Source organism: Actinophytocola gossypii (assembly GCF_025165815.1).
Lineage (GTDB): Bacteria > Actinomycetota > Actinomycetes > Mycobacteriales > Pseudonocardiaceae > Actinophytocola > Actinophytocola gossypii.
Window position 1 is genome coordinate 182,412 of sequence record NZ_JAFFZE010000023.1, and the last position, 25,758, is coordinate 208,169.

Here is a 25,758-nt window from a genome sequence, read left to right on the forward strand (position 1 = left end):
CGTGGTGTGATGAGGAAATGGACAACATTCTCGTGGTGGACGACGACCCCGGTCTGCGGGAGCTGCTGTTGTCCGCGCTGCGGTTCGCGGGGTTCGGGGTCGAGGCGGTCGGGGACGTGCCGGCCGCTCTGGCCGCGATCGAGGCGCACGCGCCGGACGCGATCGTGCTGGACGTGATGTTGCCCGGCACGAACGGGTTCGACCTGCTGCACCTGCTGCGCTCGCGGGATGTCGACGTGCCGGTGATGTTCCTGACCGCCCGCGACGAGCTGGACGACCGGGTGCGCGGGCTGCGCCTCGGCGGCGACGACTACCTCACCAAGCCGTTCGACGTCGCGGAGGTCGCCGCGCGGCTTGCGGCGCTGCTGCGACGCGCCCGCCGCGTACCGCCCGCGGTGCCGGAGGGCGTGCTGCGCTGCGACGACCTGGAGCTGGACGAGGTCGGGCACGTGGTGACCCGGGGCGGACGTCCGGTCGAGCTGTCCCCCACCGAGTTCCGGCTGCTGCGCTACCTGCTGGCCAACACCGGGCGAGTGGTCTCCAAGGCACAGATCCTCGAGCACGTCTGGCAGTACGACTTCGGCGGCGACGCGGGCGTGGTGGAGCGGTTCGTCTCCAACCTGCGCCGCAAGATCGACTTCGGTGGGCCGTCGCTGATCCGCACCGTACGGGGGTTCGGGTACAACCTGCGGCCGCTGTCGCGATGAAGCGGCTCTTCCGGTTGCGGCCCGCCCTCGTCGCGCTGCTCGCCGGCCCGGAGGTCGCCGTGCTCACCGCCAAGGTCCAGAAGGCGTTCGACGCCCAGCGGCGGGCCCAGGACCGGCTGCGCAGCTTCGTCGCCGACGCCAGTCACGAACTGCGCACACCGCTCGCGACCCTGCACGGCTGGATCGACCTGTACGTCCAGGGCGGCCTGCGCGACCCCGACGAACTCGCGCACGCCATGGAACGGATGCAGGCCGAGGTGGGCCGGATGCGGCTGCTGGTCGACGAACTGGCGCTGCTGGCCGACCTCGACGCGGCCCGCCCGCTCAACCGCGAGTCGGTGGACGTGGTGGCACTGGCCGGCGAGGTGGTGGACGACGCCGGGATCGTCAGCGCCGACCGAGCCATCACCCTGCGCGGGCCGGCGGACGCGGTCGTCGAGGGGGACGGCCCGCGCATCCAGCAGGTACTGCGCAACCTCGTCGGCAACGCGGTGCAGCACACCCGGGCCGGCACACTGGTCACGGTCACCGTGGGCTCGGCGGACGGGCACGTGGTGGTCGAGGTGCGCGACGAGGGTGCCGGGATCGCACCGGAGCACCTGCCGCACGTCTTCGAGCGCTTCTACCGCGCCGACCCCAGCCGCAGCCGCGACGGCGGCGGCTCGTCGGGTCTCGGCCTGGCCATCGTCGAGGCGATCGTGACCGCGCACGGCGGCACGGTCGGCGTCACCTCGACGCCCGGGAAGGGCACGACCGTCCGGGTCACCTTCCCCGTCGACTCCCCGGACCCCTCCGACCCGACCGCACGGCCCACCCCATAGTGTCTACTACAGGTCGTAGTAAGCGGGAGGTTCGACGATGATCGACGGGCTGGCGACGACGCTGACGTTCGTCGCGTTGGGGGCCGCGCTGTGGGGGGTCGTTCTGGTGGTCGTCGGGCGGCCGCTGCTGATCGACCGGTGGCACGGGCTCGGGCTGCTGGGAGTGGTGGCCCTGCTCGAGCTCGGGTTGCTCGCACAGGCGGTCGTCGGGGTGGTCGAACTCATCGGCACGGACCGGGAGGTGGACACCTTCTCGTTCCTCGGGTACCTGGTCGGGCCGGTGCTGATCCTTCCGCTGGCCGCGTTCTGGTCGTTGGCCGAGCGCACCCGCTGGGGGCCGGGTGTGCTCGTCATCGGCTGTCTCACCGTCCCGGTGCTGATCGTTCGGCTCCGCCAGGTCTGGGAAGCGCATGTCTGAGGCGACGCTGGCTCGACGCACCCGGTCCGGGCCCGGTCGGCTGCTGATCGCGGTCTACGCGGTGTTCGCCATCGCCGCGAGTTCGCGGTCGGCGGTGCAGCTCGGCACGCGGTTCGAGGAGGCTCCGCTGGCGTACGTGTTGTCGGCGTTCGCCGCGGTGGTGTACGTGCTCGCGACCGCTTGTCTGGCCATGGGGAGCCGCGCGTCGAGGCGGGTGGCCTTGGCGGCGGTGTCGGTCGAGCTGGTCGGGGTGCTGGTCGTGGGGACCGCCAGTCTGGTCGCACCGCGGGCGTTCCCCGACGCCACCGTGTGGTCGGACTTCGGCGCCGGTTACCTGTTCGTGCCCGTGGTGCTTCCGCTGCTCGGCCTGTGGTGGCTGCGCACCACCGCTCACACCCCCGCATAGGAGTGCAGGCCGGCGATCACCAGGTTGATGAAGAACAGGTTGAACAGCACGACCACCAGGCCGATGATGTTGAGCCAGGCCGCCCGCCGTGCCCGCCAGCCGGAGGTCGCGCGGGCGTGCAGGTACGCGGCATAGCAGACCCAGGTGACGAACGCGGCCGTCTCCTTGGGATCCCAGTCCCAGTAGCGGCCCCACGCCGCCTCGGCCCAGATCGCCCCGGTGACGATCGCGACCGTGATCGTGAGGAAGCCGAACACGCCGCTGCGGTAGGCCAGCCGGTCGAGGAACTCCGGCGGTGGCAGCCGGTCGGCGACCGGCCTGGCGCGGGTGGCCTTCGCGGGCTCCGCCGAGTCCGTCGAGTCCGTGAGGTCAGCGAGCCGGCCCGTGCTGACCAGGTGCAGCGCGCTGGTCACGCCGGACACCAGGAAGACGCCGCTCGCCATGATCGCCGCCGCCACGTGGATGACGATCCAGTACGACCGCAGGGCGGGCTGCACCGCGGCGGCCTCGGCGTAGAGCAGGTTGCCGGCGAGGAACAGCAGCAGCGAGATCGGGAGCAGCACGAACACCGCGACCCGGCGGACCGGGTGCCGGCGCAGCACGTACAACCACGTGCCGACCGCGACCAGACCGACCGCGGAGATGTACTCGTACATGTTCGCCCACGGCACCCGTTCGGTCGCGATTCCGCGCAGCACCACCGACGACAGGTGCAGCACCGCACCGAGAACGGTGAGCGCAACCCCCATCCGGCCCAGCCGCGGGGGCAGGGCGACGGGCCGGACCGGCGGCCGCTCCGAGGACCCGTCCACCCTGGCTGTCGGTGCCACACCCCCAGCACCGGCACCGACGGCGACCGGCTCCGGCCGCGCCTCGGCTCGCCGCGGTCGGTAACGGGCGAGCACGTACTCGAACGCGCCGAACAGAGAGGCCAGCATGTAGACACCGACAGCACTCGTGAACAGCCAGTCGCTCAGCACGGCCAGTCCGGTTGGGTCGGGCATCACCACTCCTCGGATCGGGCTTCGACGAATAGTAGTACTACGTCACGTAGGAAAGTGCCGCGGTCACTCCCAGCGGAACCACAGCACGACGGACACGACGCCGAGAACCGTCCACAGGCCGAGCAGACTCCAGTAACCAGCGGGTACGCCGGCACCCGCGGTGAGGGTGGACCGCAGCCCTTCGGCCAGCGCGGTCACCGGCAGCAGTTGCGTGGCCTGGACGAGCCCCGCCGGCAGTGGGAACACGACGTGACCGAACACGATCATCAGCAGGTGGATCAGCTGGGCCGCGCCGGCGGTGGTGTCGGGTCGCAGGCGCCCGGCCATGGTCAGCGCAACCCCGGCGAACGCGGCGGTCGCCAGCGCGACGAGACCGAGGGCGCCGAGGACGCCGCCCGCGTGCGGACGCCAGCCGAACAGCATCCCCGCGCCCACGAGCAGGACGACCTGCACCTCGATGAGCACGACGACCGCGCCGATCTTGGCCAGCAGCAGTCCCCAGGACGGCAACGGCGACGCCCCGAGCCGCTTGAGCACCCCCTGCGCACGTTCCCAGCCGGTCGCGGTCGCGAGCCCGACGAACGCCGTCGCCATCACCGCGAGCGCGATGGCCCCGGGGACCGCGAAGCCGAGGCGGTCGTCGGTGGGCAGGCGGATCACGTCGGTGAGCCCGACACCGAGCAACGCGAGCACGGACGGCACGACCATGACCACCACCGCGTCGACGCGGCTGACGGCCAGTCGCAGCTCCATCGCGGTCTGCCTGGCGATGATCACCGGCAGCGGCAGGCGGCCACGGCCGGGACTCAGGTCAAGCGTCACGGGAGGTCACCGCCAGGAACACGTCCTCGAGGCTGGGCCGGACGGTGCGCACGTCGGTGAGCACCGCGCCGTGCCGGTGACTCCACGACACGGCGGCGTTCAGCACGCCGCCGAGATCGTCCTGATCCACGCCCGCGATCTCGTACTCGCCCGGCGCCAGCTCGCGCACGGTGACGTCCGGCAGGCCGAGGTCGGCGACCGGCAGGCCGGCCCCGGCCCGGACGAGCACGCGGTCGATGCCGGCGGCGGAGGTCAACGCGGCGGGCGGTCCGGCGACGGCGACCTGGCCGTGCCGCATGATCACCACCTCGTCCGCGAGGCGTTCGGCCTCGTCGAGCAGGTGGGTGGTGAGCAGGACGGCCACGCCACTGGTGCGGAGCTGGTCGATCAGGTCCCAGGTGGTGTGGCGGGCGCCTACGTCCATCCCGGCGGTCGGCTCGTCGAGGAACGCCACGGCCGGGCGGCCGACGAGCGCCATCGCGAGGTGCAGCCGCTGCTTCTCGCCCCCGGACATCGTGCGGTAGCGGGCACGCGGGTCGAGGCCGAGACGGGCACCGAGTTCGTCGACGTCGAGCGGATCGGCGGCGAACGACGCCAGCAGCGACAGCATCGCCCCCGCACGGACCGCCGGGTACACACCTCCGGACTGCGGCATCACGCCGACGTGCGGGATCACCACGTCGTGGTCGAACCACGGATCGCGGCCCAGGACGTACACCCGCCCAGCCGACGGCGGCCGGAACCCCGCACACACCTCGACCGTGGAGGTCTTGCCCGCCCCGTTGGGGCCGAGCAGCGCGAGCACGCTGCCGGACGCCACCTCGAAGGACACGCCGTCGACCGCGGTCCGTTGGCCGTACCGCACAACGAGGTCGGCCACCTCGACGGCGTTCATCTCGCCCATCGATCCTTCTACTACGAGTTGTAGGACTACGAACCGTAGTAGATCGGACGGCTTTCGGACGTGTCAAGCCGGCTCGGGCCGTGCCGTCAGACGACGAGGAAGCTCAGCGGTGTCGACACCAGCACGACGCCGCCCAGCAGCAGCAGCAGCCGCGCCAGCAGCGGCAGTGGCGACGAGGCCCGGTCGATCCGGGCCAACCGCGCCGCCACGGCCCCGTCGGTGATGCCGATGGCCCCCGGGGGCGGGACGACCGCGCTCTGGCTCACCCGCCGCAGCGCCGTGGCCAGCAGTCCGGGGCTCTGGTCCCGGCAGGCGCACTCGTCGGCACGCATCTCCACCAGCAGCGCCACGGCCTCGGCCATCACGCCGACCAGGCGGATCCTCGGCAGCAGCCGGCGCAGCGCGGCGAACGGCAGCAGCACCAGGTCGTGCCGCTCCCGCGCGTGCGTCTGCTCGTGGGCCAGCACCGCCGCGACCTCCGCCGGGGACAGCGCGGCCAGCGCGCCCGAACTCACCACGACCTGTGCCCGCAGCCCGGGCAGGCAGTAGGCCACGGTCAGCGGATGGTCGAGGATCAGCACCCCGGGCAGCTCCTCGTCCTCGCGCGCCACCAGGGCCAGGATGTCGCGGTGCCGGCGTCGGATGCGGACAACCCGGATCCAGGACCACGCGAGCGCGGCGACCAGCCCGGCGGCCATGGCGAATCCGGTGACCAACACGACCACGTGCAACGCGGTGAAGCCGGCCGGGCGCGGAGCACCGCCGAGCCAGCTGCTCAGGGCGGTCGGAATGTCCCGTCCGTACGGCGACAGGCCGATGGCGACCGCGACACCGACCGCGCAGAGCACCCAGGTGAGCATGAGCATCTGCCAGAGCAGGATCCCGGTCCGCGGGGAGCGCCACACCCACCGCGCCCGCGCGAGTGGCCGCACCACCACGGTGCACAGCACGAGGGTCACCAGCAGGTGCAGGGTCGCGTTCACGAACGGCCCTGGTCGTCGGTGCGGTGGCGCACGGCGCGTTCCAGGGCCTCGCTCAGCACCTCGACCTCCGGCGAGCTCACCGACTGGGCGAACCGGGTCAGCGCGGCGGGCCGGTCCCCGGTGAGGTCGAGCGCGTCGAGCATCAACCGCGCGACGTAGTCCGCGCGGGTGTTGACCGGCTCGTACCGCCACGCGCGGCCGTCGAGCTGCCGGCGCACCAGGCCCTTCTTCGTCAGCCGGTCGAGCACGGTCATCACCGTGGTGTACGCCAGGTTCCGTTCGGCGAGCACGCTCACGACATCACGCACGACGCAGGGCTCGCCGCGGTCCCAGAGCACCTCCATGACCGCTCGCTCCAGCTCGCCCATCCTGCCCACCGTGGTCCTCCCCGCCGCTGACGTCGCCGATGGTAACGCCAGGTGGGGCGCGTGGCCTCGACCACGCGCCCCACCGGAGGCCGGTCAGCCGATCGCGGCGGGCTCCGCCTGGTACCAGTGGTGCACGTCGGCCACCGAGCCGATCGGCACGTCGAGCACCTCACCGGGCCGCTCGTCGTCGCCGACCGCGAGCGCGAACCGCGCCGCCGTCGGACCCGACACCGACAGCGTGTAGGTGCCCTCCTCGGCGGGGAAGCGGCCGGTCAGGTAGCTCAGGTAGGACGTGTCGGTGTAGGGCTCGTCGAAGGTCTCCCGGCGGGAGGCGGTGAGCACCCGCTCCGCTCCGGACGGCGCGGTGATGGTGAGGAACGGCAGGTCGGACTCGGGCAGATCCTGTTCCGGGGACAGCTTCGGGATCAGCAGCTCGACGAACAGCTGCTGGTCGGCGCGCAGTTCGGCCCGGACGGTGCGGATCTCCCCCGGCGCGTCGATCGCGCCGTAGAAGGCGAAGGAGATGTTGCCGTCGGGCAGCGTCGGGGCCTTGCCCCGGCTGGAGTTGGCCCGGGTCAGCACGACCGGGATGTGCAGGAGCAGGCCGGCGGTGAGCATCAGGTTGGCGAGCAGCCGGTTCATCGGTTCTCCATTCGAGGTCGGGCGAAACGGAAGACGCAGACGTTGCGCCGGTCGGTCTGCCGGGCGAGTACCCGTACGTCGAGCTCGGGGAAGGCGCGGTCGGTGGCGGCGAGGTCCAGGTCGCAGACCACCGGCTCGGCCTCGGTGAGCCCCAGTTCGTCGGCGGCGACCTGGCAGGTGCAGGTCAGCATGATCTCCAGGGCGGCGTCCTCGGTGTCGGTCGAGACGTCGACGAAATCGGTGGTGATGCCGATCGCGGCGAGTCCGGGCACCGCGGCCGACAACCCGTCGGCGAGTCCCTTCGACTCGATCAGCGGGCCCAGCCGCGCGACCTGCCGCTCGGGAAGACCAACCAGGGCGATCTCCCGCGCCTCGCTGGCACCGTGCTTCTCGCGGAGTTCGAGGTACTGGCGCACCTGGTCGCACATGGCACGCTTCGCGTGCTCGGCCGGACCGGGGTCGGGCATGGCTCCTCCTCGGTGTCGGTTCTGGGCTCCGGTCGCGGAAGTCGTGACCGGGCTTGGGGGTCGCGCGCGGCGGGGATCGACACGGTCTCGGCGGTGTCGTTGCGGCTGCCGGCGAGCGCGAGGCAGTTGTGCGCGGCGAGCGCGAGGGTGGTGTACCGGTACCAGCCGACCCAGTGCCGCACCTCGTACTCGTCGAGGCCCGCACCCGTGCAGGCGGATGCGAGCACGTAGCGGTTGCGCTGCAACAGAAGCGCGATCTCGACCAGGTCGGGCAGGGTGGTCGCCGGACCCGCCTGGCACAGGTAGGCGTGCAGGTTCTCGCCCGTGCCGGGGTCACGCCGCAGCAGCAGCCAGCGCACCCCGCTCCCCGGACGGGCGACCGGCAACCGGACCCTGGCCCACTCGTGTGCGCTCCACTGCCGCACCTGCGATGCGCCCCGGGTCGCCCAGGCGTCGCCGTCGAGCAGCGCGGCCACGGTCTCGGCCGAGTGCCGGCCACGGTGGTCGCCGACGACCATCGGCAGGCGTTCGTCGGTGCGCACGCCGATGAGGAACCACATGGGGTTCCGCTCGAGGAACCGGCGCAGCGGGAGGTCGATCACCGACACGTCGGCGGCGACCCACCTGGCCGGCACCTGGGCGGCGATCGCCCTGGTGACCATCCCGCCGGCCAACTCGGCGACCGTACGGTAGGGCAGCCCGTCCGGAATTCGCGCCGACCGCCGCAGACCGGTGTCGCCGATCCAGGTGGCCGGGAGAAACAACTCCCGGTCTATCAGATAACTTCCCCGCTGCGCGACATATGTGCAGAACAGGCCGGTCTGCACGTTTTCCGTTCGTCGGCTGCCACTCGACCGAGCGAGGTGCACGCCCACCGAGCGCCGGCCCTTCTTGGCGAACCGCCACTCGTCGACGACGAGTACCGCGTTCCGGTCGCCGGCATAGCCGAGCACGAAGTCCCGGACGTCGTCCCGCACCCGGTCGGCGTTCCAGCGAGCCGTACTCAGCAGGCGCTGCATGCCATCGGGGTGCTCCTCGCCCACTCGCGCGGCGAGCTGCCAGCCGTTGCGGCGTCCGACCGGATCCAGAATGCCGCGGAGGTAGGTGCGTGCGCGTTCTCGCGGCTCGGCTCGAACGAAGCGGTGACTTATGTGTCCATGCAATTCCTCCGCGTAATCCATTGGGCTCGGTGATTCCGCCGCCAAGGACATCGAAAGATTCCCCCACGTTTATGAATCCGACTCATCAGTCCATCGTCCATTGACGAACCTAGCCCGACACTTATGTCGATGTGGCCATAAGTGCGGTTTCCCCTCAACGCAGCACATTGGCTATTGCCACCTTTTTGCACCAGTGGTGGCCGCGTACACCACCGCGAACACCGCCGCCCCGACGAGAACGATCGTCGTCCCACTCGGCACGTCGACGTGGTAGCTGAGGTTCATGCCGACGAACCCGGTGCCCGCGCCGACCAGTGCGGCCACGACGAGCAGGAAGGCGAACGTGCGCGCCACCATGCGCGCGATGACCGCCGGGACGACGAGTGCCGCGGCCACCAGCGTGACCCCGATGACGGTGAGGGTCGCCAGGACGGCGAGCGACAACACGCACATCAGCAGGACGTCGACGCGCCCCACGGCGACCCCCGAGGCCCGCGCGACCTCCGGGTCGAAGGTGGTGAACAGCAACGCCCGGTACCTGGCGCAGACCACCACGAGCGTGCACCCGAGCACGGCCGCCACGATCACGACGTCGACGGGTCGCACGCCCACGATCGACCCGAAGAGTGCCGCGTCGAAGGACGGCCCTCGGCTGCCGAACAGCGTCAGGAGCGCGACGCCGAGCGCGAACGACGCCGTGGTGACGACGCCGATGGCCGCGTCCGAACCGATCCCGCGTGACCGGGCGACCCGGTTGATCATCAGTGCGCTCGCCACTCCCCACAGGCCGGCGCCGAGGTAGTAGTCGACCCCGATCAACGACGCCGCGGCGAACCCGCCGAACACCGAGTGGGACAGGCCGTGGCCCAGGTACGACATCCCCCGCAGGGTGATGTACACGCCGGTGAGTCCGCACAGGGCACCGGCGAAGGTGGCCACGAGCAGCCCGTTGACGAAGAACCCGAACCGGAACGGGTCCCACAGGGCCGACCACCAGCTCACCCGGCCACCTCCAGCCCGGCGCCCCGGTCGACCACCACGCGGAGGCCGTAGTGCTCCAGGACGTCCAGGCGCGCGCCGAAGGTCCGCTCCAGCACGTCCGGCCGGATCACGACCTCCGGCGCGCCCTCGGCGACCACCCGCTGCCGCAGGCACACGATGTGCGGGAGGTGCGTGGCGATCCCGTTGAGGTCGTGCGTGGTCAGCACGATCGACACGCCCTGGCGGTTCAGTTCGCCCAGCATGTGCAGGATCTCGTGCCTGGTGGCCAGGTCCAGCCCACTGGTCGGTTCGTCCAGCAGGAGCAGGGACGGCCGGCGCAGCAGCGCCCTGGCCAGGAACATCCGCTGCTGCTGGCCGCCGGACAGGTCCCGGATCCGCCGGTCGGCGACCGCGCCGATCCCGAGGCGCTCCAGGACCTCGCCGACCTCGGTCCGTTCCGCGCGGGTCGGCCAGGGGCGCAGGCGGGTCTGCCGCCGGGCGACCAGGACGCACTCCCGCACGGTGACCGGGAAGTCCCAGTTGATCGTCTCCAGCTGGGGCACGTAGCCGACGGTCAGGCCGGCCGCGCGGTGGACGATGCCCCTGGTCGGGCGGAGGGTGCCGAGAAGGAGCCGCAACAGGGTGGTCTTGCCCGACCCGGACGGGCCGACCACGCCGGCGAACGTGTCGCCGGTGACGGTGAGGTCGACCGAACGGACCGCCGGCACGCCTCCGTAGTCCAGGTCCACACCGGACAGCCGGAGCAGCGGTCTACTGGGGGTAGTCGGCATCGACCGAACCCCCGGTGTCCAGTGCGCGCAGCCGGGGTGCCTCGCCGCCCAGCGCCTCGATCATGGTCACGTAGTCGAACCGCATCAGCCCCAGCCACGAGTGTTCCGGATCTCCCGGCCCGCCGGGAAGGTCGTCGTCCCGGAGGACGTCGACGTAGCGCACTCCGGTGGCGTCGCCGATCTGCTCCAGCACCTTCGACGGGAACACCTCCGAGCCGAACACGGCCTTGACGTTCTCCCGCCGGACCTGGTCGATGAGCGCGGCGACCTCTCGCGGTGTCGGTTCGGCGAAGTCCTTCGGCTGGATGGCGCCGATCACCGTCCAGCCGAACGTGCGGGCGAAGTAGGCGTACGCGTCGTGGTAGGTCAGCAGCTCGCGCTGGTCGCGCGGCAACGACTCCTGGTCGGCGCGCAGCGCGTCGGCCAGGCTGTCGGCCTTCCTGGTGAAGGCCTCGGTGTTGGCGCGGTACGTGTCGGCACCGTCCGGATCCAGGTCGCTCAGCGTGTCGCGCGTCTTCTCCGCGTACTTCACCGCGAACGTCGGGTCGGTCCACAGGTGCGGGTTCGGCTTGCCCTCCTCCCGGGGGAAGGAGAAGTCGTAGAGGTAGTCCGACTCCGGCAGCACCGAGCCGAGCTCGACGACCTCGGTGTCGGGTCGTCTGGTCCGCTCGGCGAGTTCCTTGGTCGGTTCCTCCAGCTTGAGCCCGTTGACGAAGATGACGTCCGCCTCGGCCAGGGCCTCGCCCGCGCTGGGTGGCGGGTCGAAGGTGTGGCTGTTGGTGCCCTCGGGCACCAGGCCGGTCACCCGGCCACGGTCGCCGACGACGTCGGCGATGATGCTGGTGAGCGGGGCGACCGTGGTGACCACCCGCAGCTGGCCGTCGTCGTCGGCCGCGCCCTGGGTGGTGCAGCCGGCCAGCGCGGCGACCGCGAGCACGGCGAGTGCCGAGCGCTTCATTGCTGTCCTCCTCGGTGGTGGGTGCTGACGGCGGCCGCGGCGGCGGGCAGTGCCTCGCGGACCCGCGCCAGGGCTTCGGCGTCGAGCGCGCCGGAGACGAACCACGCCTCGAACGCCGACGGCGGCAGGTAGACGCCGCGGGCCAACATGGCGTGGAAGAACACCGCGTAGGCGTCGGTGTCCTGGGCGGTGGCCGCCGCGTGGTCGGGAACGTCGGCGTCGGTGAAGAACACCGAGAACAGGTTGCCGGCGCGCCGCACCCGGTGCGGGACTCCGGCGGCGGTCAGCGCGGCGTCCGCCGCGTCGGCCACCTCCGCGGCGACGCGGTCCAACCGCGCGTAGAAGTCCGCGTCGGCCAGCCGCAGCGCCGCGAGGCCCGCGGCCGTGGCCAGCGGGTTCCCGGACAGGGTGCCCGCCTGGTACACCGGGCCGTCCGGTGCGAGCCGGTCCATCAGCTCCGCGCGGCCGCCGAACGCAGCGGCGGGCAGCCCACCGCCCATGGCCTTGCCGAAGGTCAGCAGGTCGGGCGAGACGTCCTCGAGCTCGCACCAGCCGCCCGGCCCGCTGCGGAACCCGGTGATCACCTCGTCGACCACGAACAGGGCACCGTGCTCGCGGCACAGCGCGGCCAGGTCCGCGTTGAACCCGGGGCGGGGCGGCACCACGCCCATGTTGGCCGGCACGGCCTCGGTGATCAGGCAGGCGATCCGGTCGCCGTGGCGCTCGAACGTGCTCCGAACGGCGTCGAGATCGTTGTACGGCAGGACGATCGTGTCCTCGGTCGCCTGCTCGGGCAGCCCCAGGGTCAGCGCGCCGGAGCCGGCCGACGCCAGCAGCGCGTCGACGTGCCCGTGGTAGCAGCCGGCGAACTTGACCACGACCGGCCGGCCGGTGGCGCCGCGGGCGAGCCGGATCGCGGACATGGTGGCCTCGGTGCCCGAACCGACCAGCCGCACCCGTTCCACGGCGGGCACCCGGCCGGTGATCGCCTCGGCCAGGCGGAGCTCGCCCGTCGTCGGCGCGCCGAACGTCGTGCCCCGCGAGGCGGCCTCCCGGACCGCGGCCACGACGGTCGGTTCGGCGTGGCCGTGCAGCAGGGCACCCCAGGAGTTGACGAGGTCGACGTACTCGCGGCCGTCCGCGTCGGTGACCAGCGGGCCGGCGCCGCGGGTGAGGAACCTCGGCGTGCCGCCCACCGCCCGGAAGGCGCGCACCGGCGAGTTGACGCCTCCGGGGGTCACCGCCCGCGCACGATCGAACAACGCCGCCGATCTCGGCGCCTCGCGAGGAAAGACGGTCGCGGTCGGGGTGCTGGTCACACGACCACCTCGCTGCCGGCCCAGTCCCGCGGCCGCAGGAACCGCGCCACGTCGGCCTCGGGTGACCCGGCCTCCGGTCGCACGTCGTAGCCCCAGCCGGCGACCGGTGGCATGGAGATCAGGATCGCCTCGATGTTCCCGCCGGTCTGCAGGCCGAACAGCGTCCCTCGGTCGTGGACGAGGTTGAACTCGACGTACCGGCCGCGCCGCACCCGCTGCCACCGGCGTTCCCGCTCGCCGTAGGCCATCTCCCGGCGCCGGTCGACGATCGGCAGGTACGCCGGCAGGATCGTGGCGAGGCCGTCGACCACGAACGCCCGGTAGCGCTCGAACTCGCCGCCGGTGAGGTTGTCGAAGAACACCCCGCCGACGCCGCGCATCTCACCCCGGTGCGGGATGGTGAAGTAGTCGTCGCAGGCGGCCTTCCACGCCGCGTGGTCGGTCCAGTCGTGCCGGTCGCACCAGTCGCGCAGCACCCGGTGGAAGTGCGTGGCGTCCTCGTCGAAGCCGTACATCGGGGTGAGGTCCATGCCGCCGCCGAACCACCACCGCTCCCCCGCTTCGAAGTACCGCAGGTTCGCGTGGAACGACGGCGCGTACGGGTTGAGCGGGTGCAGCACCATCGAGATGCCCGTGGCCCGGTACGGCCTGCCGGCCAGGTCCGGCATCGTGCCGGCGATCGACGGCGGCACCTCGGCCCCGCCGATGGACGACACGTTCACCCCGGCGCGTTCGAAGACCCGTCCGCCTTCGAGGACGCAGACCCGTCCTCGGCCGAACCCGTCTCGTTGCCAGGGGTCCCGGCGAAACGTGGCCCCGCCGTCGTGGTCCTCGAACGCGGCCACGAGGCGGGCCTGCTCGCCGAACAACAGCTCGGCGATGGCGTCGGTGAAGGTCACGGCTGCTGGTCTCCTTCCGTGCGGGGGAACTCGTGCACCGCGTCGACCAGCCGGGCGACCGTGTCCGGGTCGGTCCCCGGCAGCACGCCGTGGCCCAGGTTGAAGATGTGCGCCCCGCCGAGGCCAGCGCGCAGCACCTCGTGCGCGCCGGCGACCGCGAGTTCCGGCGTGGTCAGCAGCAGGCCGGGGTCGAGGTTTCCCTGCAGGGCCAGCCCGGGCAGTTCCGCGCGGCAGTCGCGCAGGGGGCGGCGCCAGTCCACGCTGACGACCTCGGCCGGCAACGTCGCGATCCGCCCGTACAGGTGCGAGGAGCCGACCGCGAGGTAGATCCGCGGCACGGTGCCGGCCAGGGCGTCGAGCACGCGGTGGGCGTAGGGCAGGCCGAACCGGGCGTAGCCGGCCACGTCGTGCACGCCAGCCCAGCTGTCGAACAGCTGCACGGCCTGCGCGCCGGCCTCGACCTGCGTGCGCAGGTACCGGATGGTGACCTCGGTCAGCTTGTCCAGCAGCGCGTGCGCGGTCTCCGGCTCGCGGGCGAGCCACGCCCGCAGGTCGGCGTGCTCCGTCGTCCCGGTGCCCTGTACGAGGTAGGTCGCGAGGGTGAGCGGCGCACCGGCGAACCCGATCAGCGGGACCGGGGACTCGGATCGCAGCAGGCGCACGGCGTCCGCGACGAACGGCGCCAGTTCGCCCGCGTCCGGCACCCGCAGCCGATCGACGTCCGACCGCGTACGCACCGGCTCGGCGAGCACCGGGCCGGGCGCGAAGTCGATGTCGACGCCCATCGGGGGCAGCGGGGTCATGATGTCGCTGAACAGGATCGCGGCGTCCAGCGGGAACCGGCGGATCGGTTGGAGGGTCACCTCGACGGCGAGCTCCGGAGTGCGGACCATCCGCCAGAACCCGTGCCGCTCCTTGAGCTCGCGGTACTCGGGGAGGTAACGACCGGCCTGGCGCATCAGCCAGACGGGCGCGTGCGGGGTGGACTTGCCCCACGCGGCGTCCAGGAAGCTCGCGGGCTCGCTCACAGCAGACGCTCCGCGGCCTCGGTCGCCCAGTAGGTCAGGACGAGCGACGCCCCGGCCCGCCGGATCGAGGTGAGTGACTCGACGACCACCCGGTCGCGGTCGAGCCAGCCACGCGCCGCGGCCGCCTCGACCATCGCGTACTCGCCGGAGACCTGGTAGGCCGCGACCGGCACGGTCGCCTGCTCGGCGGCCCGGCGGACGATGTCCAGGTAGGACATCGCGGGCTTGACCAGCACGATGTCCGCGCCCTCGGTGAGGTCGAGCGCGAGCTCGCGGACCGCCTCGACGGCGTTGGCCGGGTCCATCTGGTAGGTCTTGCGGTCACCGGTCAGCTGGGAGTCGACGGCGTCGCGGAACGGCCCGTAGAAGCCGGAGGCGTACTTGGCGGCGTAGGCCAGCACGGCGACGTTCGGGTGGCCGGCGCGGTCGAGGGCGGCGCGGACGACCGCCACCTGCCCGTCCATCATCCCGCTGGGGCCGACCACCTGGCAGCCCGCGTCGGCGAGCGCGACCGCCATGTCGGCGTACCGGGCGAGGGTGGCGTCGTTGTCGACGTCGCCGTCCGGCGTGAGCACACCGCAGTGGCCGTGGTCGGTGAACTCGTCGAGGCACAGGTCGGCCATCACCACGCTGTCGTTCCCGACCTCGGCGGTGACGTCGTCGACGGCCTGGTTGAGGATGCCGTCCGGATCGGTGGCGGCCGAGCCGACGGCGTCCCGGGTGGCGGGAACGGCGAAGAGCATGAGCCCGCCGACCCCGGCGGCGACCGCGTCGTGCGCGGCCTTGCGGAGCGAGTCACGGGTGTGCTGGACGACACCGGGAAGCGACGGCACGGGCGCCGGCTCGGCGAGGCCCTCCTTGACGAACAGGGGAAGGACCAGGTGCCGCGGCCGCACGTCGGTCTCGGCGACCAGTCGGCGCAGGGCGGCGTTGCGGCGGAGCCGGCGTGGCCGCACGGTGGGCGGCGATGTGATGGTCATGGTCTGCCTTTCCGGAGAGGTCGGGATCACGCGGAGCCGCCGGTCACCGGGACACCGCGTGGATCGGCGATGTCGGCGACCGCCGCGGCGGCCAGCAGGTCCGCGGCGCCGTCGGCACGCAGTCGGGTCGCCACCGCGCGGCCGAGCGCGGCCGCGCTGTCGGGCGGACCGCACTCGGTGGCGCGCAGCACCGCGCTCCCGTCCTCGGCGGCGGCCAGACCGGTCACCCGCAGTTCGCCGGCGACGAGCGCCGCGTGCGCGCCGACCGGGGCCGTGCAGCCGGCGTTCAGCTCGGCCAGGACAGCTCGTTCCGCCGTGACCGCCCGCCTGCTCGGCTCGTGCTCCACCGCAGCCAGGACGGTGTGGGTCGGCGCGTCGTCCACCCGGCACTCGACGGCCAGCGCGCCCTGCGCCGGGGCGGGCACCAGCTCGTCGACCGGCAGCGGGGTGACCCGGTGGTCCACCAGGCCCATGCGGGTCAGCCCGGCCATCGCCAGCACCACGGCGTCCAGCTCGCCCACCCGCCCGAGGCGGCTGTCCACGTTGCCGCGCAACGGCACCACCTCGATCCCGGGACGCGCGGCGAGCAGCTGTGCCGCCCGCCGTGGCGACCCGGTGCCCACCCGGGCACCCTCGGGGAGGCTCGCGCCGTCGCGGGTGACCAGCGCGTCGCGCTCGTCGGCGCGGATCGGCACGGCGGCGACGCGCAACCGAGGATCCGGCTCGGTCGGCAGATCCTTGTAGGAGTGCACGACGAGGTCCACGTCGCCGCGGGCCAGCGCTTCCCGCAGCGCGGCGACGAACACCCCGACGCTGCCGAAACTGGCGATCGGCGCCGCGCTCTCGTCGCCTGCGGAGGACATGGGCACGAGCTCGACCGCGCGGCCGGACGCACGGGTGACCGCGTCGGCCACCAGGCGCGCCTGGATCACGGCCAGCGTGCTGCGCCTGGTGCCGAGTCGGAGCGGTTCGGTCATGTTCGGCTCACCTCGTCCTCGTTTTCCCTGTTGACGTCCCTGTCGGCTTCCCTGGGTACGCCGAACACCCGGTACAGCGCGTCGACGTAGAGTTCGCCGTCGGCCGCCGCGGACAGTTCCCTGATCCGCACCGTCGGGCGGTGCAACAACTTCTGCACCACGCGGTGCAGCGCCGACTCGGTCTCGGCTTGTTCGTGGTCGTCCAGCGCGGGCAGCCGCGAGCGCAGCCGGGTCAGCTCGGCGCCGACCAGCTCGGCCGCCCGGGAGCGCAGCGCCGCGATCAACGGCGTGGCCGACACGGCACGGTCCCGGACCGCGAGCGCGGCCGCCTCCTCGGCGACGATCCGCCACGCCGCGTCTACTTCGGACAGTTCGCCGCGACCGGCAAGGAACCCGCCGAGCACGTCGAGGTCCACCAGCGTCACGCCGTCGACGTCCCGGCAGGCGGGGTCGATGTCGCGGGGCATGGCCAGGTCCAGTCCGAACATCGGGCGGTGCCCGTTGCCCCGACGCGCCGCCCGCAGCTCGCCGGCCGTCACCACCTGTTCGGGCGCACCGGTCGAGCACACCAGCACGTCGGCCCGGGCGAGTGCCTCGACCAGCGTGCCGGGGGCCACGACCGAGCCGCCGACCTCTCGGGCGAGCCGCTCGGCGTTCGCCCGCGTCCGGCTGGCGACGCGGATCTCGGCGACGCCCTCGTCGCGCAGACCGCGGGCGGCGAGCGTGCCGATCGTGCCGGAACCGACGAGCACCGCGCGTTTGCCGGCGAGACCGCCGAGTGCGGTCCCGGCGAGCTCCAGGCCGGCACTGAGCAGCGACGGCGCGGTGCGGCCGATCCCGGTCTCGGTCCGCGCCCGCCGGCTGGTGCGGAACGCGGTGTCGAACGCGTCGCCGAGGACCGGGCCCACCGCGCCGGCCGTCCGCGCGGCGCGCAGCGCACCCCGCACCTGGGCCACGATGTGCTCCTCGCCGGTGGCCATCGAGTCCAGTCCACACGCGACCGCGCACAGATGGGTCACCGCCTCGCCGCCGCGGCGGACCCGGAGGAACCCGCACACCTCGGCGACGGACAGCCCCGCGCGCGCGGCGAAGAAGTGGTCGACCGCGTGCGACGCCTGGTGCACCGACCCGCGCGGAGCGACGTAGACCTCCGTGCGGTTGCAGGTGGACAGCACGACGACCTCCCCGATCGCGGGACTGCCGCGCAACCGGTCCACGGCGGCGTTCAGCTCCCCGTCCGGCACCGACAGCCGTTCCAGCAACTCGGTCGCAGCCGTCTTGAAGCTGGCCCCGATCGCAAGAATCGTCATGGCCCGACGGTAGGCGCGAATTCTTCGACGACTCAACAGAATTGACCGACAACCGCACTTCGGCCCGACAACCGCACTTGTGTCCGGGCTGAACGGACGCCGGTGCTAACTTCGCCCCAACCGAGACGGGAAACGAAGGTGAGTACACGTGTCGAACGAATTCGATGTTCTCGTGGTGGGTGGTGGGATCACCGGGCTGACCGTCGCCCAGCAACTCACCGCCCGGTCACCGCGCACCTCGGTCGCGGTGCTCGAGGCCGGCGACCGCACCGGCGGGATCGTCGGCTCCTATCGGCGCGAGGGCTTCACCGTGGACACCGGACCGCACGGCTTCGTCGTCTACGGACCGGGCGGCGTGTCCGACCTGGCGACCGAACTTGGCCTGGCGGACGAGCTGATGGCGGCCGAACCGGCAGCGCAGCGCCTGTTCCTGCTGCGCGACGACCACGTACTCGAACCCATGCCGACCTCGGTCACGAGTTTCCTGCGCAGTGCGCTGCTGAGCCCGATGGGCAAGCTCCGCGCCGCGGCCGAGATCGTCATGCCACGCCGGCTCGCCGAGGAGCCGTTCTTCCACTTCACCGCTCGCCGGTTCGGCGTCGAGGTGGCTCGGGCGCTCGCCGTGCCCGCCGTGCTCGGTGTCACCGGCGGCGATTCGAAGAACCTCAGCGTGGACGCGAAGTTCCCATTCATCAGATATCTGGAAAAGGAGTACCGGAGCATTCTTGTCGGCGCCCTTCGTACTACGTGGCAGCAGCAGCGGGCCGCCGGGAAGCGAATTCTGACATTGCCGAAGTTCGAGGAGTTCGGCATGCGGCTGTTCAGTTTCCGCGGCCAGGGCATGCAGCGGCTGGTCGACGCCCTGGAGAAGTCGGTGGCCGAGCACGTGCGCCTCGGCGCCCGGGTGAGCGCGCTCGACCGCGACGGCGACGGCTGGCGGGCGACGCTGACCTCCGGCGAGCCGGTGCGCGCCGCCCAGGTCGTGCTCGCCCTGCCGGCGTACGCCGCGGCCGCGCTGCTCGGACCGCACCTGCCGCGCTTCGCCGCCACCCTGACCGAGATCCCCCATCCGGACGTGCGCGTCGTCGGCATCGGCTACCGCGAAGCCGACCTGGCCCGACAGCCCGACGGCATCGGCTTCCTCACCATCCCCACCGAGCACACCCACATCCTCGGGACGATCCACACCTCGACGATCTTCCCCGACCAGGCGCCGCCGGGCACCGTCCTCATCCGCACCCTCGCCGGCGGGGTCCAGGACCGCGGGTTCGCCGAACTGTCCTCGGTCGACGCCGTGGAGACGGTGCACCAGGACCTGCGGCGCGTCTTCGGCGTCCGCGGCCGGCCGGTGTTCTCCTTCGACCACCTGTGGCGCCGAGCGATCCCGGAGTACCAGGTGGGCCACCGGAACCGGATCGACGCCGGGCTCGCCGAGGTCGCCCGGCTGGGCGGCGTGCACCTCGCCGGCAACACCTACCACGGCGTCGGTATCAACGACTGCGTCCGCGACGCCCGCCGGGTCGCCGACGACCTCGTCGGCACCCCGGTCACCGTGTCGTCGTGAGCGCCGCCATCGACGTACGGGACCTGACCGTGCGCTACGGCGACACGCTCGCCGTCGACGGGACGACGTTCGAGCTGCGGCACGGGGAGGTGCTCGCGCTGCTCGGGCCGAACGGCGCGGGCAAGACCTCGATCGTCGAGGTGTGCGAGGGCTACCGACGGGCGAGCGCGGGCCGCGTCCGGGTGCTCGGCCACGACCCCTACGCCGACCACGACCGGCTGACCCCGCGGATCGGCATCATGCTGCAGTCCGGCGGGGTCTACCCGAGGGTGTCGGCCGCGGACATGCTCGGGCTGTTCGCCTCGTTCGCCGCGCACCCGCTCCCGGTCGACCTGCTCGTCGACCGGCTCGAGCTCGCCGGGTTCCTGCACACGCCCTACATCCGCCTCTCCGGCGGCGAGCGGCAGCGGCTCGCGATGGCCCTGGCACTCGTCGGCCGGCCCGAGGTGGTGTTCCTCGACGAGCCGACCGCCGGCATGGACCTGCGGGCGCGGCACCGCACCTGGGAGCTCGTCCGCGAGCTGCGCGCGGACGGCGTTGCGGTACTGCTCACCACCCACCTGCTCGACGAGGCCGAACGGCTCGCCGACGACGTGCTGATCATCGACCGGGGGCGGGTGCTCGCGTCCGGCTCCCCCGAGGCCCTCACCGGCATGGGTGGGATCGGGCGGCTGACGCTCGCCGCCACCGCCGGCCTGCCGGTGGCCGCCCTGCCCGGCGGCCTCACCGCCGTGGAGGAGCCGGCCGGCAACTACCAGATCGACGGCGCGCTGGACACCACGGCGCTCGCGGAGGTGCTCGCCTGGTGCCTCGCCCACGGCGCGGTCGTCACCGGCATGCGCACCGAGAGCCGGACGCTCGAGGACGTCTTCCTGGAACTCACCGCGAAGGAGCCGTCATGACGTTCGCGCCGGCACCCGGACGCGCGCCGACGACCACGATCCTGCGGCACCAGACCGCGCTGGAGGTCCGGCTCATCCTGCGTCGCGGCGAGACACTCGTGCTCAACGTGCTCGTCCCCCTGGCCGCACTGCTCGGTGTCGGACTGACCGACGTCATCCGGCTCCCCGACGGTGACCGCCTCGGTTTCGTGGTGCCCGGTGTCATCGGTCTCGCCGTCATGTCCACGGCGTTCACCGGGCAGGCCATCAACACCGGCTACGAACGCGGGTACGGGGTGCTCAAACGGCTGGGTGGCTCGGCTCTGACCAGATCGGGCGTGCTGGTCGCGAAGACCTCGGCCGTACTGGTGGTGATCGTCCTGCAGGTCGCGTTGCTGGTCGGCGTCGGCGTGGCCCTCGGCTGGCGCCCACGCGTCGACCACCTGGCACTCGCGCTGGTCCTGCTGCTCCTCGCGACGGCGCTGTTCTCGTCCTACGCGTTGCTGCTGGCCGGCACGCTGCCCGCCCAGGCGACCGCCGGTGCGGGCACGCTCGTCTACCTCGTTCTGCTCGTCGCCGGCGGCGTGATGTTCCCGGTGCCCGGGGCGGACGGCATCGGCGGCGCGCTGCCCCTGGCCGCCCTGACCGAGGGCCTGCGGGCCACCCTGACCGAGGGCGTCCCGCCCGGATGGGTGAATTGGACGGGTCTGTTCATCGTAGGTGTGGGTGGGGCGCTGGCCGCCACTCGCTGGTTCCGCTGGGAGTGACCTGACCTCCCGCCCGGTTTACTACACGCCGTAGTATTGCTGCCGCCGGGCGGAGGGAGTTGGGACCGATTCGACAGACGCGAGCGCCGGCGGCGCTGTACGGCACGGTGTTCGTCGACCTGCTCGGCTTCACGCTCGTCCTGCCGTCGCTGCCGTTCCAGGTGACCGACCTGGGTGGGAACGCGATCTGGCTCGGCGTCGTGCTGACCTCGTACTCGCTGTGCCAGGCGGTCGCCGCGCCGGTGCTCGGCCGACTCGCCGACCGGCACGGGAGGCGGCGCCTGCTGCTGCTGAGCCTCGCCGGCTCGACGGTCTCGCTGGCGTTGATGGGACTGGCCGGGTCGTTGTGGCTGCTCCTGGCGGCCCGTGCCGCGGCCGGGATCTGCGGCGGCAGCATCGGCGTGGCCAACGCGTTCGCCGCCCAACTGGCCGGTGCCGATGGGCGGACCAGGGTGATGGGACGAGTGGGCGCGGCGGTCGGTCTCGCGTTCACCATCGGCCCGGCGCTCGGTGCGCTGGCCGCTCCGCTCGGGTTCGCCGTGATCGCACTGGTCGGCGCCGGTCTCGCACTGCTCAACCTGGTCGTGGCCGCCGCGCTGCTGCCGCCTGGCCGAACCGAGACGCACCGGCCGGCCGCGGCGGGGCGTCGCCGGGTCGCTCCGTGGCGGCTGCTCGCGGCCGGCTTCGGCGCGATGGCCGCGTTCGTCGGCATGGAGACCACGGTGGCCTACCTCGCCGCCGCCCGGTTCGACGCCGGGCCGGCGCTGGTCGGGGTGCTGCTCGCGCTCGCGGGCCTCACGCTGGTGGTGGTGCAGGGATTCCTCGTCGCGCCGGCGGCCCGCCGATGGGGTGAGACCAGGGTGGCGACCACGGGGGCGGCGTTGATGGCCGCCGGCCTGCTCGCCATGCCGCTGCTCGCCGAGGTGCCGTTCGTGGTCGCGGTGCTCGTCGTGTCGGCCGGCAACGGGATGCTGACCACGACGGTGGCCAGCCTCCTCGCCGGCGCGGGTCCGCCGCGGGACATCGGTGCCCGGATGGGGCAGGGCCAGTCGGCGGCGGCCGCGGCGCGCGCGGCGGGTCCGCTGACCGCCGGCGCGCTGTTCGACGCGGCGATGATCGTGCCCTACCTGCTCGGAGCCCTGCTGTCGCTCGGTGTCGCCTGGTGCGTGTCCGCTGGCACCCGCGAGCGCCAACCCACCGCGAAACGCTGAAGCTGGGGAATCAGCGGGCGGTCGCGCCGGCCGGGCGGTGCTCGAGGGACTTGCGCAGCATGGCGGCGAACTCCTCGGCCGTCTCCAGTTTCGCGCGTAGCTCGGCGCAGCGCTGCTCGGCGGTCTCGCAGTACCGGTGCAGCTGCGCGCGTTGCTCGTTCGAGGGTTCCGCGCCGGGGGTGGCCGGGTCCAGGACGTCGAGCAGGTCACGCATTTCCTCGAGGTGGAAGCCGAGCGGTTTCATCCGCTTGACGAGGTCGAGGCGGTCGATGTCCGGTTCGGCGTAGAGGCGGAAGCCGCCCTGGCTGCGGGCGCTTGGCACGACCAGGCCGACCTCTTCGTAGTAGCGGATGGTGCGCAGCGACAACCCCGTGCGTTCGGCGACCTCGCCGATCCGCATGTGCTCACCCATGCCGCACCCTGTACTTCCCGACCCCACCGACGTGCTCGTGACGCCATTCTACCCTCACGTAACGGTAAGGTCGCGTCGACGGTCGGTGGGCCTACTCGGCGCCGGCGACCAGTGCGCTCACGGCCAGCTCGGGGTGCAGCCGCCGCAGCACGCCGAGGGTGTGCTGGTCGACGAACAGTGCGAGGTCGGTGCCGTCGACGGCCCGGGTGAGGACCTCGCTGCCGCGCCTGGACTCCACCAGCGCCCGCTGGGCCGGGTCGTCGAGCCGGCGCACCACGCTGTAGGGCAGGCGTTCCAGGGCTACCGGAGCGTTGAACTCGGTCTCCAGACGGTGCGCGGCGACCTCGAACTGCATCGGCCCGACCGCGGCCAGCACCGGAGCCGCGTCACCACGCCGGTCGGAGCGCAGCACCTGCACCACGCCCTCGGACCCCAACTGGTCGATGCCCTTGCGGAACTGCTTGGCCCGCCCCAGGTCCGCCGGCCGCGCCACCGCGAAGTGCGCGGGCGCGAAGCTGGGCAGGCCCGGGTAGCGCACGGCCGGCTTGCCCGCGTGGAGCGTGTCGCCGACGCGCAGCGCGTTCGCGTTCACCAGGCCGATCACGTCCCCCGGATAGGCGGTGTCCAGTGTGGACCGCTGCTGGCCGAGAACCTGCTGGGCGTACTTGGTGGCGAACGGCCGGCCGGTGGTCGCGTTCGTGACGACCATGCCCCGCTCGAACACCCCGGAACACACCCGCGCGAACGCGACCTGGTCCCGGTGCGCCGGATCCATCCCGGTCTGCACCTTGAACACGAACGCCGAGAACGGTGCGTCCAACGGCCGGGCGCGGCCCTCGACGTCCGACCGGGGCGTCGGCGGCGGCGCCAGCTCGACCAACACGTCCAGCAGCCGCCGCACCCCGAAGTTGAGCACCGCCGAACCGAACAACACCGGCGTGGCCGTGGCCGCGAAGAACCGGGACGGATCGAACCGACCGCCCGACGCCGCGAGCAACTCGGTCTCCTCGGTCGCCCGGACCCAGTCCTCGCCCTCCTCGGCCAGCGCGGAGGCCGGATCGAGGCGCTCCTCACCCGCGGCGGTGGCCCCGCCCGCCGTTCGGCTGAACCGCACGAACGAACCGTCGAGACAGTCCAGCACCCCGCGGAACCGGCCGGCTTCCCCGACCGGCCAGGTCAACGGCATCGGCTGCAACCCGATCCGCTCGACGAGTTCGTCACACAGCTCCAGGGCCTCCAGGCCGGGGCGGTCCCACTTGTTGACGAACGTGAGCACCGGGATGTCCCGGTCCCGGCAGACGTCGAACAGCTTCAACGTCTGCGGCTCCAGGCCCTTGGCCGCGTCCAGCAGCATCACCGCCGAGTCCACCGCGGACAGCACCCGATAGGTGTCCTCGGAGAAGTCCGCGTGCCCCGGCGTGTCCAACAGGTTGACCACCGCGTCGCCGTAGCCGAACTGCAGGGCCGCCGACGTGATCGAGATGCCGCGGGCCTGCTCCATCGCCAACCAGTCCGACACCACACCCCGCCGACCCGCCTTGCCGTGCACCGCGCCGGCCTCGGAGATCACCCGCGCGTGCAACGCCAACGCCTCGGTCAACGTCGACTTGCCCGCGTCCGGATGACTGATCACCGCGAACGTCCGCCGACGGCCGGCCTCCCCCACCACGTCCACCACGGACCGCTGACCGACGGCAGTCACACCACGTCTCCCCACCCGATCGACCGAAGACCCCAAACTCTACCTTCACGTTACGGTAGCCTTTCTGGACGGTGGGGATCCCAGGGCACCGGGCCGGTGAGGGCGTTGAGCGTGGCGACGAGCCACTCCTCCTCGTAGGCGAAGTGCGCGTCCAGTTCGGTGGCGAGCCGGTCCAGCTCCTCCCGCACGCGCTCGGGCTCGACGGCGGCGACCAGGGCGTCCACGTCACGCAGGATCCGGTCGACCACCACGTGCTCGCGGCGCAGCCGCTCGAGCGCCGGAGCGAGCCCGGGGTCCACGTCGGCGAGGTGCGGGAACAACGCGCCGTCCTCGGTGGTGTGGTGACCGTGCAGGTAGACACACACCGTCTCGCAGTGGTTGCGCAACTGCTCGGCCAGACCAGCTCCGTTCGCCGACGGTGCCGCCCGCGCCGCGGCCACGGAGCCGCGCAGCGCGTCGTGGGCCGCCACCAACCTGTCGCCCCACCCTGGCGTCTGCTGGGACATGTCCACCACCTCCCCTTGGCGCCACTCAGTGGCAGATTAGCCTCAGGAGCGTTAGCCGTCCAGTAGCACTTGCCGTAGAATGCGGCCATGACCGACGCGGAACGGGCACTGCCGCTGCGGGAGCGCAAGAAGCTGCGCACCCGGCAAGCCCTTGCGGACACAGCGCTGCGGCTGTTCCTGGACAAGGGCTTCCACGAGACGACCCTCGACGAGCTGGTCGACGCCGTGGAGGTCTCCAAGCGCACCTTCTTCCGGATGTATCCGTCCAAAGAGGACGTCGCGATGGCGGCGGAACTCGAACTCTGGGACGCCCACGTCGCCGAGGCGGAGGCACGAGAACTCCACGGCCCCGTACTCGACTTCCTGCGGGAGACCCTGATCGCCGCGGTCACGGGGCTCGGTGCGGACTGGGACAGACGGTTCCTCGCCACCCGAGGACTCATCGCGCGCACCCCGGCCCTGTGGGACCGCAGCCTGCTGCTGTCGGTCACCGTCCAGTCCAGGCTCGTCACCGATCTGGAGATCAAACTCGGGATCAACAGCCGGGAGGACGTGCGGCTACGGCTGCTGGGCGAGCTGTCCCTCGCCGCCTGGCGCTGCGCGGCCAAGAACTGGATCTCCGGCCGCGGCTACCAAGGACCACGGGAACCCATGCGGAAACTCGGACAGTGGAAAGGGCCAGGCGGCAGCGCCGAGCTGATCCGCCGCGTCGAGGAAGCGTTCGACGCCATCCCCGACAGCCTCACCCTCACCGCCGGGTGACAGGCACG

The 25,758-nt window shown here is 72.3% G+C and carries 29 protein-coding genes; 9 read left to right on the forward strand and 20 right to left on the reverse strand.

Annotated features, from left to right (window positions below):
- Nucleotides 1–17: 17 nt before the first annotated feature.
- Genes JT362_RS29080 through JT362_RS29095 form a run of 4 tightly spaced genes read left to right on the forward strand, consistent with a single transcriptional unit; the run spans nucleotide 18 to nucleotide 2,352 of the window.
- Nucleotides 18–707, forward strand: coding sequence for a response regulator transcription factor (locus JT362_RS29080; protein WP_260195032.1), 690 nt, complete (start codon nucleotides 18–20; stop codon nucleotides 705–707).
- Nucleotides 704–1,528, forward strand: a complete 825-nt coding sequence (locus JT362_RS29085; RefSeq protein WP_260195033.1) for a sensor histidine kinase — start codon at nucleotides 704–706, stop codon at nucleotides 1,526–1,528. Before JT362_RS29080 ends, JT362_RS29085 begins: the two co-directional genes overlap by 4 nt.
- Nucleotides 1,529–1,565: 37 nt before the next feature.
- Nucleotides 1,566–1,946, forward strand: coding sequence for a hypothetical protein (locus JT362_RS29090; protein WP_260195034.1), 381 nt, complete (start codon nucleotides 1,566–1,568; stop codon nucleotides 1,944–1,946).
- Complete coding sequence (locus JT362_RS29095; RefSeq protein WP_260195035.1) at nucleotides 1,939–2,352, forward strand: hypothetical protein; 414 nt, start codon at nucleotides 1,939–1,941, stop codon at nucleotides 2,350–2,352. Before JT362_RS29090 ends, JT362_RS29095 begins: the two co-directional genes overlap by 8 nt.
- On the opposite strand, the gene ccsB is transcribed toward JT362_RS29095, so the two are convergent.
- The 17 genes from ccsB to hemA form a co-directional block, all read right to left on the reverse strand.
- Nucleotides 2,337–3,356, reverse strand: a complete 1,020-nt coding sequence (ccsB, locus tag JT362_RS29100) for a c-type cytochrome biogenesis protein CcsB (RefSeq protein ID WP_260195036.1) — start codon at nucleotides 3,354–3,356, stop codon at nucleotides 2,337–2,339. The genes JT362_RS29095 and ccsB overlap by 16 nt on opposite strands.
- A 63-nt stretch (nucleotides 3,357–3,419) precedes the next feature.
- Entirely contained in the window at nucleotides 3,420–4,178 is a 759-nt protein-coding gene (locus tag JT362_RS29105; RefSeq protein ID WP_260195037.1) for an ABC transporter permease, read from the reverse strand.
- Nucleotides 4,168–5,082, reverse strand: a complete 915-nt coding sequence (locus tag JT362_RS29110; protein ID WP_260195038.1) for an ABC transporter ATP-binding protein — start codon at nucleotides 5,080–5,082, stop codon at nucleotides 4,168–4,170. The genes JT362_RS29105 and JT362_RS29110 overlap by 11 nt, the downstream gene beginning before the upstream one ends.
- Nucleotides 5,083–5,168: 86 nt before the next feature.
- Nucleotides 5,169–6,065: a M56 family metallopeptidase gene (locus JT362_RS29115; RefSeq protein WP_260195039.1), complete on the reverse strand. Its 897-nt coding sequence runs from the start codon at nucleotides 6,063–6,065 to the stop codon at nucleotides 5,169–5,171.
- Nucleotides 6,062–6,433, reverse strand: a complete 372-nt coding sequence (locus tag JT362_RS29120) for a BlaI/MecI/CopY family transcriptional regulator (RefSeq protein ID WP_260195040.1) — start codon at nucleotides 6,431–6,433, stop codon at nucleotides 6,062–6,064. The genes JT362_RS29115 and JT362_RS29120 overlap by 4 nt, the downstream gene beginning before the upstream one ends.
- Before the next feature lie 93 nt (nucleotides 6,434–6,526).
- The gene (locus JT362_RS29125) at nucleotides 6,527–7,075 is read right to left on the reverse strand and encodes a hypothetical protein (protein ID WP_260195041.1); all 549 of its coding nucleotides are present in this window, start codon (nucleotides 7,073–7,075) and stop codon (nucleotides 6,527–6,529) included.
- Entirely contained in the window at nucleotides 7,072–7,491 is a 420-nt protein-coding gene (locus JT362_RS29130; RefSeq protein ID WP_260195042.1) for a hypothetical protein, read from the reverse strand. Before JT362_RS29130 ends, JT362_RS29125 begins: the two co-directional genes overlap by 4 nt.
- On the reverse strand, nucleotides 7,386–8,753 hold the full coding sequence (locus JT362_RS29135) for an IS701 family transposase (protein WP_311202762.1): 1,368 nt from the start codon (nucleotides 8,751–8,753) through the stop codon (nucleotides 7,386–7,388). The genes JT362_RS29130 and JT362_RS29135 overlap by 106 nt, the downstream gene beginning before the upstream one ends.
- A 120-nt stretch (nucleotides 8,754–8,873) precedes the next feature.
- Nucleotides 8,874–9,704, reverse strand: coding sequence for a metal ABC transporter permease (locus JT362_RS29140; RefSeq protein WP_260195044.1), 831 nt, complete (start codon nucleotides 9,702–9,704; stop codon nucleotides 8,874–8,876).
- Nucleotides 9,701–10,474, reverse strand: coding sequence for a metal ABC transporter ATP-binding protein (locus JT362_RS29145; RefSeq protein ID WP_260195045.1), 774 nt, complete (start codon nucleotides 10,472–10,474; stop codon nucleotides 9,701–9,703). The genes JT362_RS29140 and JT362_RS29145 overlap by 4 nt, the downstream gene beginning before the upstream one ends.
- Entirely contained in the window at nucleotides 10,455–11,432 is a 978-nt protein-coding gene (locus tag JT362_RS29150; protein WP_260195046.1) for a metal ABC transporter substrate-binding protein, read from the reverse strand. Before JT362_RS29150 ends, JT362_RS29145 begins: the two co-directional genes overlap by 20 nt.
- The gene (hemL, locus tag JT362_RS29155) at nucleotides 11,429–12,751 is read right to left on the reverse strand and encodes a glutamate-1-semialdehyde 2,1-aminomutase (RefSeq protein WP_260195047.1); all 1,323 of its coding nucleotides are present in this window, start codon (nucleotides 12,749–12,751) and stop codon (nucleotides 11,429–11,431) included. The genes JT362_RS29150 and hemL overlap by 4 nt, the downstream gene beginning before the upstream one ends.
- Nucleotides 12,748–13,650: an oxygen-dependent coproporphyrinogen oxidase gene (hemF, locus tag JT362_RS29160; protein WP_260195048.1), complete on the reverse strand. Its 903-nt coding sequence runs from the start codon at nucleotides 13,648–13,650 to the stop codon at nucleotides 12,748–12,750. The genes hemL and hemF overlap by 4 nt, the downstream gene beginning before the upstream one ends.
- The gene (hemE, locus tag JT362_RS29165; protein WP_260195049.1) at nucleotides 13,647–14,678 is read right to left on the reverse strand and encodes a uroporphyrinogen decarboxylase; all 1,032 of its coding nucleotides are present in this window, start codon (nucleotides 14,676–14,678) and stop codon (nucleotides 13,647–13,649) included. Before hemE ends, hemF begins: the two co-directional genes overlap by 4 nt.
- Nucleotides 14,675–15,658, reverse strand: coding sequence for a porphobilinogen synthase (gene hemB / locus JT362_RS29170; RefSeq protein ID WP_260195050.1), 984 nt, complete (start codon nucleotides 15,656–15,658; stop codon nucleotides 14,675–14,677). Before hemB ends, hemE begins: the two co-directional genes overlap by 4 nt.
- A gap of 26 nt (nucleotides 15,659–15,684) precedes the next feature.
- On the reverse strand, nucleotides 15,685–16,635 hold the full coding sequence (hemC, locus tag JT362_RS29175) for a hydroxymethylbilane synthase (RefSeq protein ID WP_260195051.1): 951 nt from the start codon (nucleotides 16,633–16,635) through the stop codon (nucleotides 15,685–15,687).
- Nucleotides 16,632–17,945 (reverse strand): glutamyl-tRNA reductase, encoded by a 1,314-nt coding sequence (gene hemA / locus JT362_RS29180; RefSeq protein WP_260195052.1) that lies wholly within the window; start codon nucleotides 17,943–17,945, stop codon nucleotides 16,632–16,634. Before hemA ends, hemC begins: the two co-directional genes overlap by 4 nt.
- A gap of 148 nt (nucleotides 17,946–18,093) precedes the next feature.
- Between hemA and hemG the strand changes: the two genes are divergently transcribed.
- Genes hemG through JT362_RS29200 form a run of 4 tightly spaced genes read left to right on the forward strand, consistent with a single transcriptional unit; the run spans nucleotide 18,094 to nucleotide 22,368 of the window.
- Nucleotides 18,094–19,509 carry a protoporphyrinogen oxidase gene (gene hemG / locus JT362_RS29185; protein ID WP_260195053.1) on the forward strand — a complete coding sequence of 472 codons (1,416 nt, stop codon included), beginning with the start codon at nucleotides 18,094–18,096 and terminating at the stop codon, nucleotides 19,507–19,509.
- Nucleotides 19,506–20,411: an ABC transporter ATP-binding protein gene (locus tag JT362_RS29190; RefSeq protein WP_260195054.1), complete on the forward strand. Its 906-nt coding sequence runs from the start codon at nucleotides 19,506–19,508 to the stop codon at nucleotides 20,409–20,411. The genes hemG and JT362_RS29190 overlap by 4 nt, the downstream gene beginning before the upstream one ends.
- Entirely contained in the window at nucleotides 20,408–21,157 is a 750-nt protein-coding gene (locus tag JT362_RS29195) for an ABC transporter permease (RefSeq protein ID WP_260195055.1), read from the forward strand. The genes JT362_RS29190 and JT362_RS29195 overlap by 4 nt, the downstream gene beginning before the upstream one ends.
- 59 nt (nucleotides 21,158–21,216) lie before the next feature.
- Nucleotides 21,217–22,368 carry an MFS transporter gene (locus tag JT362_RS29200; RefSeq protein ID WP_260195056.1) on the forward strand — a complete coding sequence of 384 codons (1,152 nt, stop codon included), beginning with the start codon at nucleotides 21,217–21,219 and terminating at the stop codon, nucleotides 22,366–22,368.
- A gap of 10 nt (nucleotides 22,369–22,378) precedes the next feature.
- Here JT362_RS29200 and JT362_RS29205 read toward each other — a convergent pair whose 3' ends face one another.
- From JT362_RS29205 to JT362_RS29215, 3 genes are all read right to left on the reverse strand, one after another.
- Nucleotides 22,379–22,780, reverse strand: coding sequence for a MerR family transcriptional regulator (locus JT362_RS29205; protein WP_260195057.1), 402 nt, complete (start codon nucleotides 22,778–22,780; stop codon nucleotides 22,379–22,381).
- A 91-nt stretch (nucleotides 22,781–22,871) separates the two neighbouring features.
- A complete protein-coding gene (locus tag JT362_RS29210) occupies nucleotides 22,872–24,482 on the reverse strand; it encodes a peptide chain release factor 3 (protein WP_260195058.1) in 1,611 nt (536 codons plus the stop codon).
- Nucleotides 24,483–24,532: 50 nt separating this feature from the next.
- Nucleotides 24,533–24,988: a hemerythrin domain-containing protein gene (locus tag JT362_RS29215; RefSeq protein ID WP_260195059.1), complete on the reverse strand. Its 456-nt coding sequence runs from the start codon at nucleotides 24,986–24,988 to the stop codon at nucleotides 24,533–24,535.
- 87 nt (nucleotides 24,989–25,075) lie between these two features.
- Between JT362_RS29215 and JT362_RS29220 the strand changes: the two genes are divergently transcribed.
- Complete coding sequence (locus JT362_RS29220; RefSeq protein WP_260195060.1) at nucleotides 25,076–25,750, forward strand: TetR/AcrR family transcriptional regulator; 675 nt, start codon at nucleotides 25,076–25,078, stop codon at nucleotides 25,748–25,750.
- Nucleotides 25,751–25,758: the final 8 nt, after the last annotated feature.

What these genes read in the sequence shown, in the direction of transcription:
- JT362_RS29150 (WP_260195046.1), bottom strand. Translation starts at nt 11,432, where the DNA reads ATGAAGCGCTCGGCACTCGCCGTGCTCGCGGTCGCCGCGCTGGCCGGC.
- hemA (WP_260195052.1), bottom strand. Translation starts at nt 17,945, where the DNA reads ATGACGATTCTTGCGATCGGGGCCAGCTTCAAGACGGCTGCGACCGAG.
- hemB (WP_260195050.1), bottom strand. Translation starts at nt 15,658, where the DNA reads ATGACCATCACATCGCCGCCCACCGTGCGGCCACGCCGGCTCCGCCGC.
- JT362_RS29120 (WP_260195040.1), bottom strand. Translation starts at nt 6,433, where the DNA reads ATGGGCGAGCTGGAGCGAGCGGTCATGGAGGTGCTCTGGGACCGCGGC.
- JT362_RS29125 (WP_260195041.1), bottom strand. Translation starts at nt 7,075, where the DNA reads ATGAACCGGCTGCTCGCCAACCTGATGCTCACCGCCGGCCTGCTCCTG.
- JT362_RS29220 (WP_260195060.1), top strand. Translation starts at nt 25,076, where the DNA reads ATGACCGACGCGGAACGGGCACTGCCGCTGCGGGAGCGCAAGAAGCTG.
- JT362_RS29090 (WP_260195034.1), top strand. Translation starts at nt 1,566, where the DNA reads ATGATCGACGGGCTGGCGACGACGCTGACGTTCGTCGCGTTGGGGGCC.
- JT362_RS29085 (WP_260195033.1), top strand. Translation starts at nt 704, where the DNA reads ATGAAGCGGCTCTTCCGGTTGCGGCCCGCCCTCGTCGCGCTGCTCGCC.
- JT362_RS29080 (WP_260195032.1), top strand. Translation starts at nt 18, where the DNA reads ATGGACAACATTCTCGTGGTGGACGACGACCCCGGTCTGCGGGAGCTG.
- JT362_RS29110 (WP_260195038.1), bottom strand. Translation starts at nt 5,082, where the DNA reads ATGGGCGAGATGAACGCCGTCGAGGTGGCCGACCTCGTTGTGCGGTAC.
- hemC (WP_260195051.1), bottom strand. Translation starts at nt 16,635, where the DNA reads ATGACCGAACCGCTCCGACTCGGCACCAGGCGCAGCACGCTGGCCGTG.
- JT362_RS29195 (WP_260195055.1), top strand. Translation starts at nt 20,408, where the DNA reads ATGACGTTCGCGCCGGCACCCGGACGCGCGCCGACGACCACGATCCTG.
- JT362_RS29205 (WP_260195057.1), bottom strand. Translation starts at nt 22,780, where the DNA reads ATGGGTGAGCACATGCGGATCGGCGAGGTCGCCGAACGCACGGGGTTG.
- JT362_RS29095 (WP_260195035.1), top strand. Translation starts at nt 1,939, where the DNA reads ATGTCTGAGGCGACGCTGGCTCGACGCACCCGGTCCGGGCCCGGTCGG.
- JT362_RS29215 (WP_260195059.1), bottom strand. Translation starts at nt 24,988, where the DNA reads ATGTCCCAGCAGACGCCAGGGTGGGGCGACAGGTTGGTGGCGGCCCAC.
- ccsB (WP_260195036.1), bottom strand. Translation starts at nt 3,356, where the DNA reads ATGCCCGACCCAACCGGACTGGCCGTGCTGAGCGACTGGCTGTTCACG.
- JT362_RS29135 (WP_311202762.1), bottom strand. Translation starts at nt 8,753, where the DNA reads ATGTCCTTGGCGGCGGAATCACCGAGCCCAATGGATTACGCGGAGGAA.
- JT362_RS29145 (WP_260195045.1), bottom strand. Translation starts at nt 10,474, where the DNA reads ATGCCGACTACCCCCAGTAGACCGCTGCTCCGGCTGTCCGGTGTGGAC.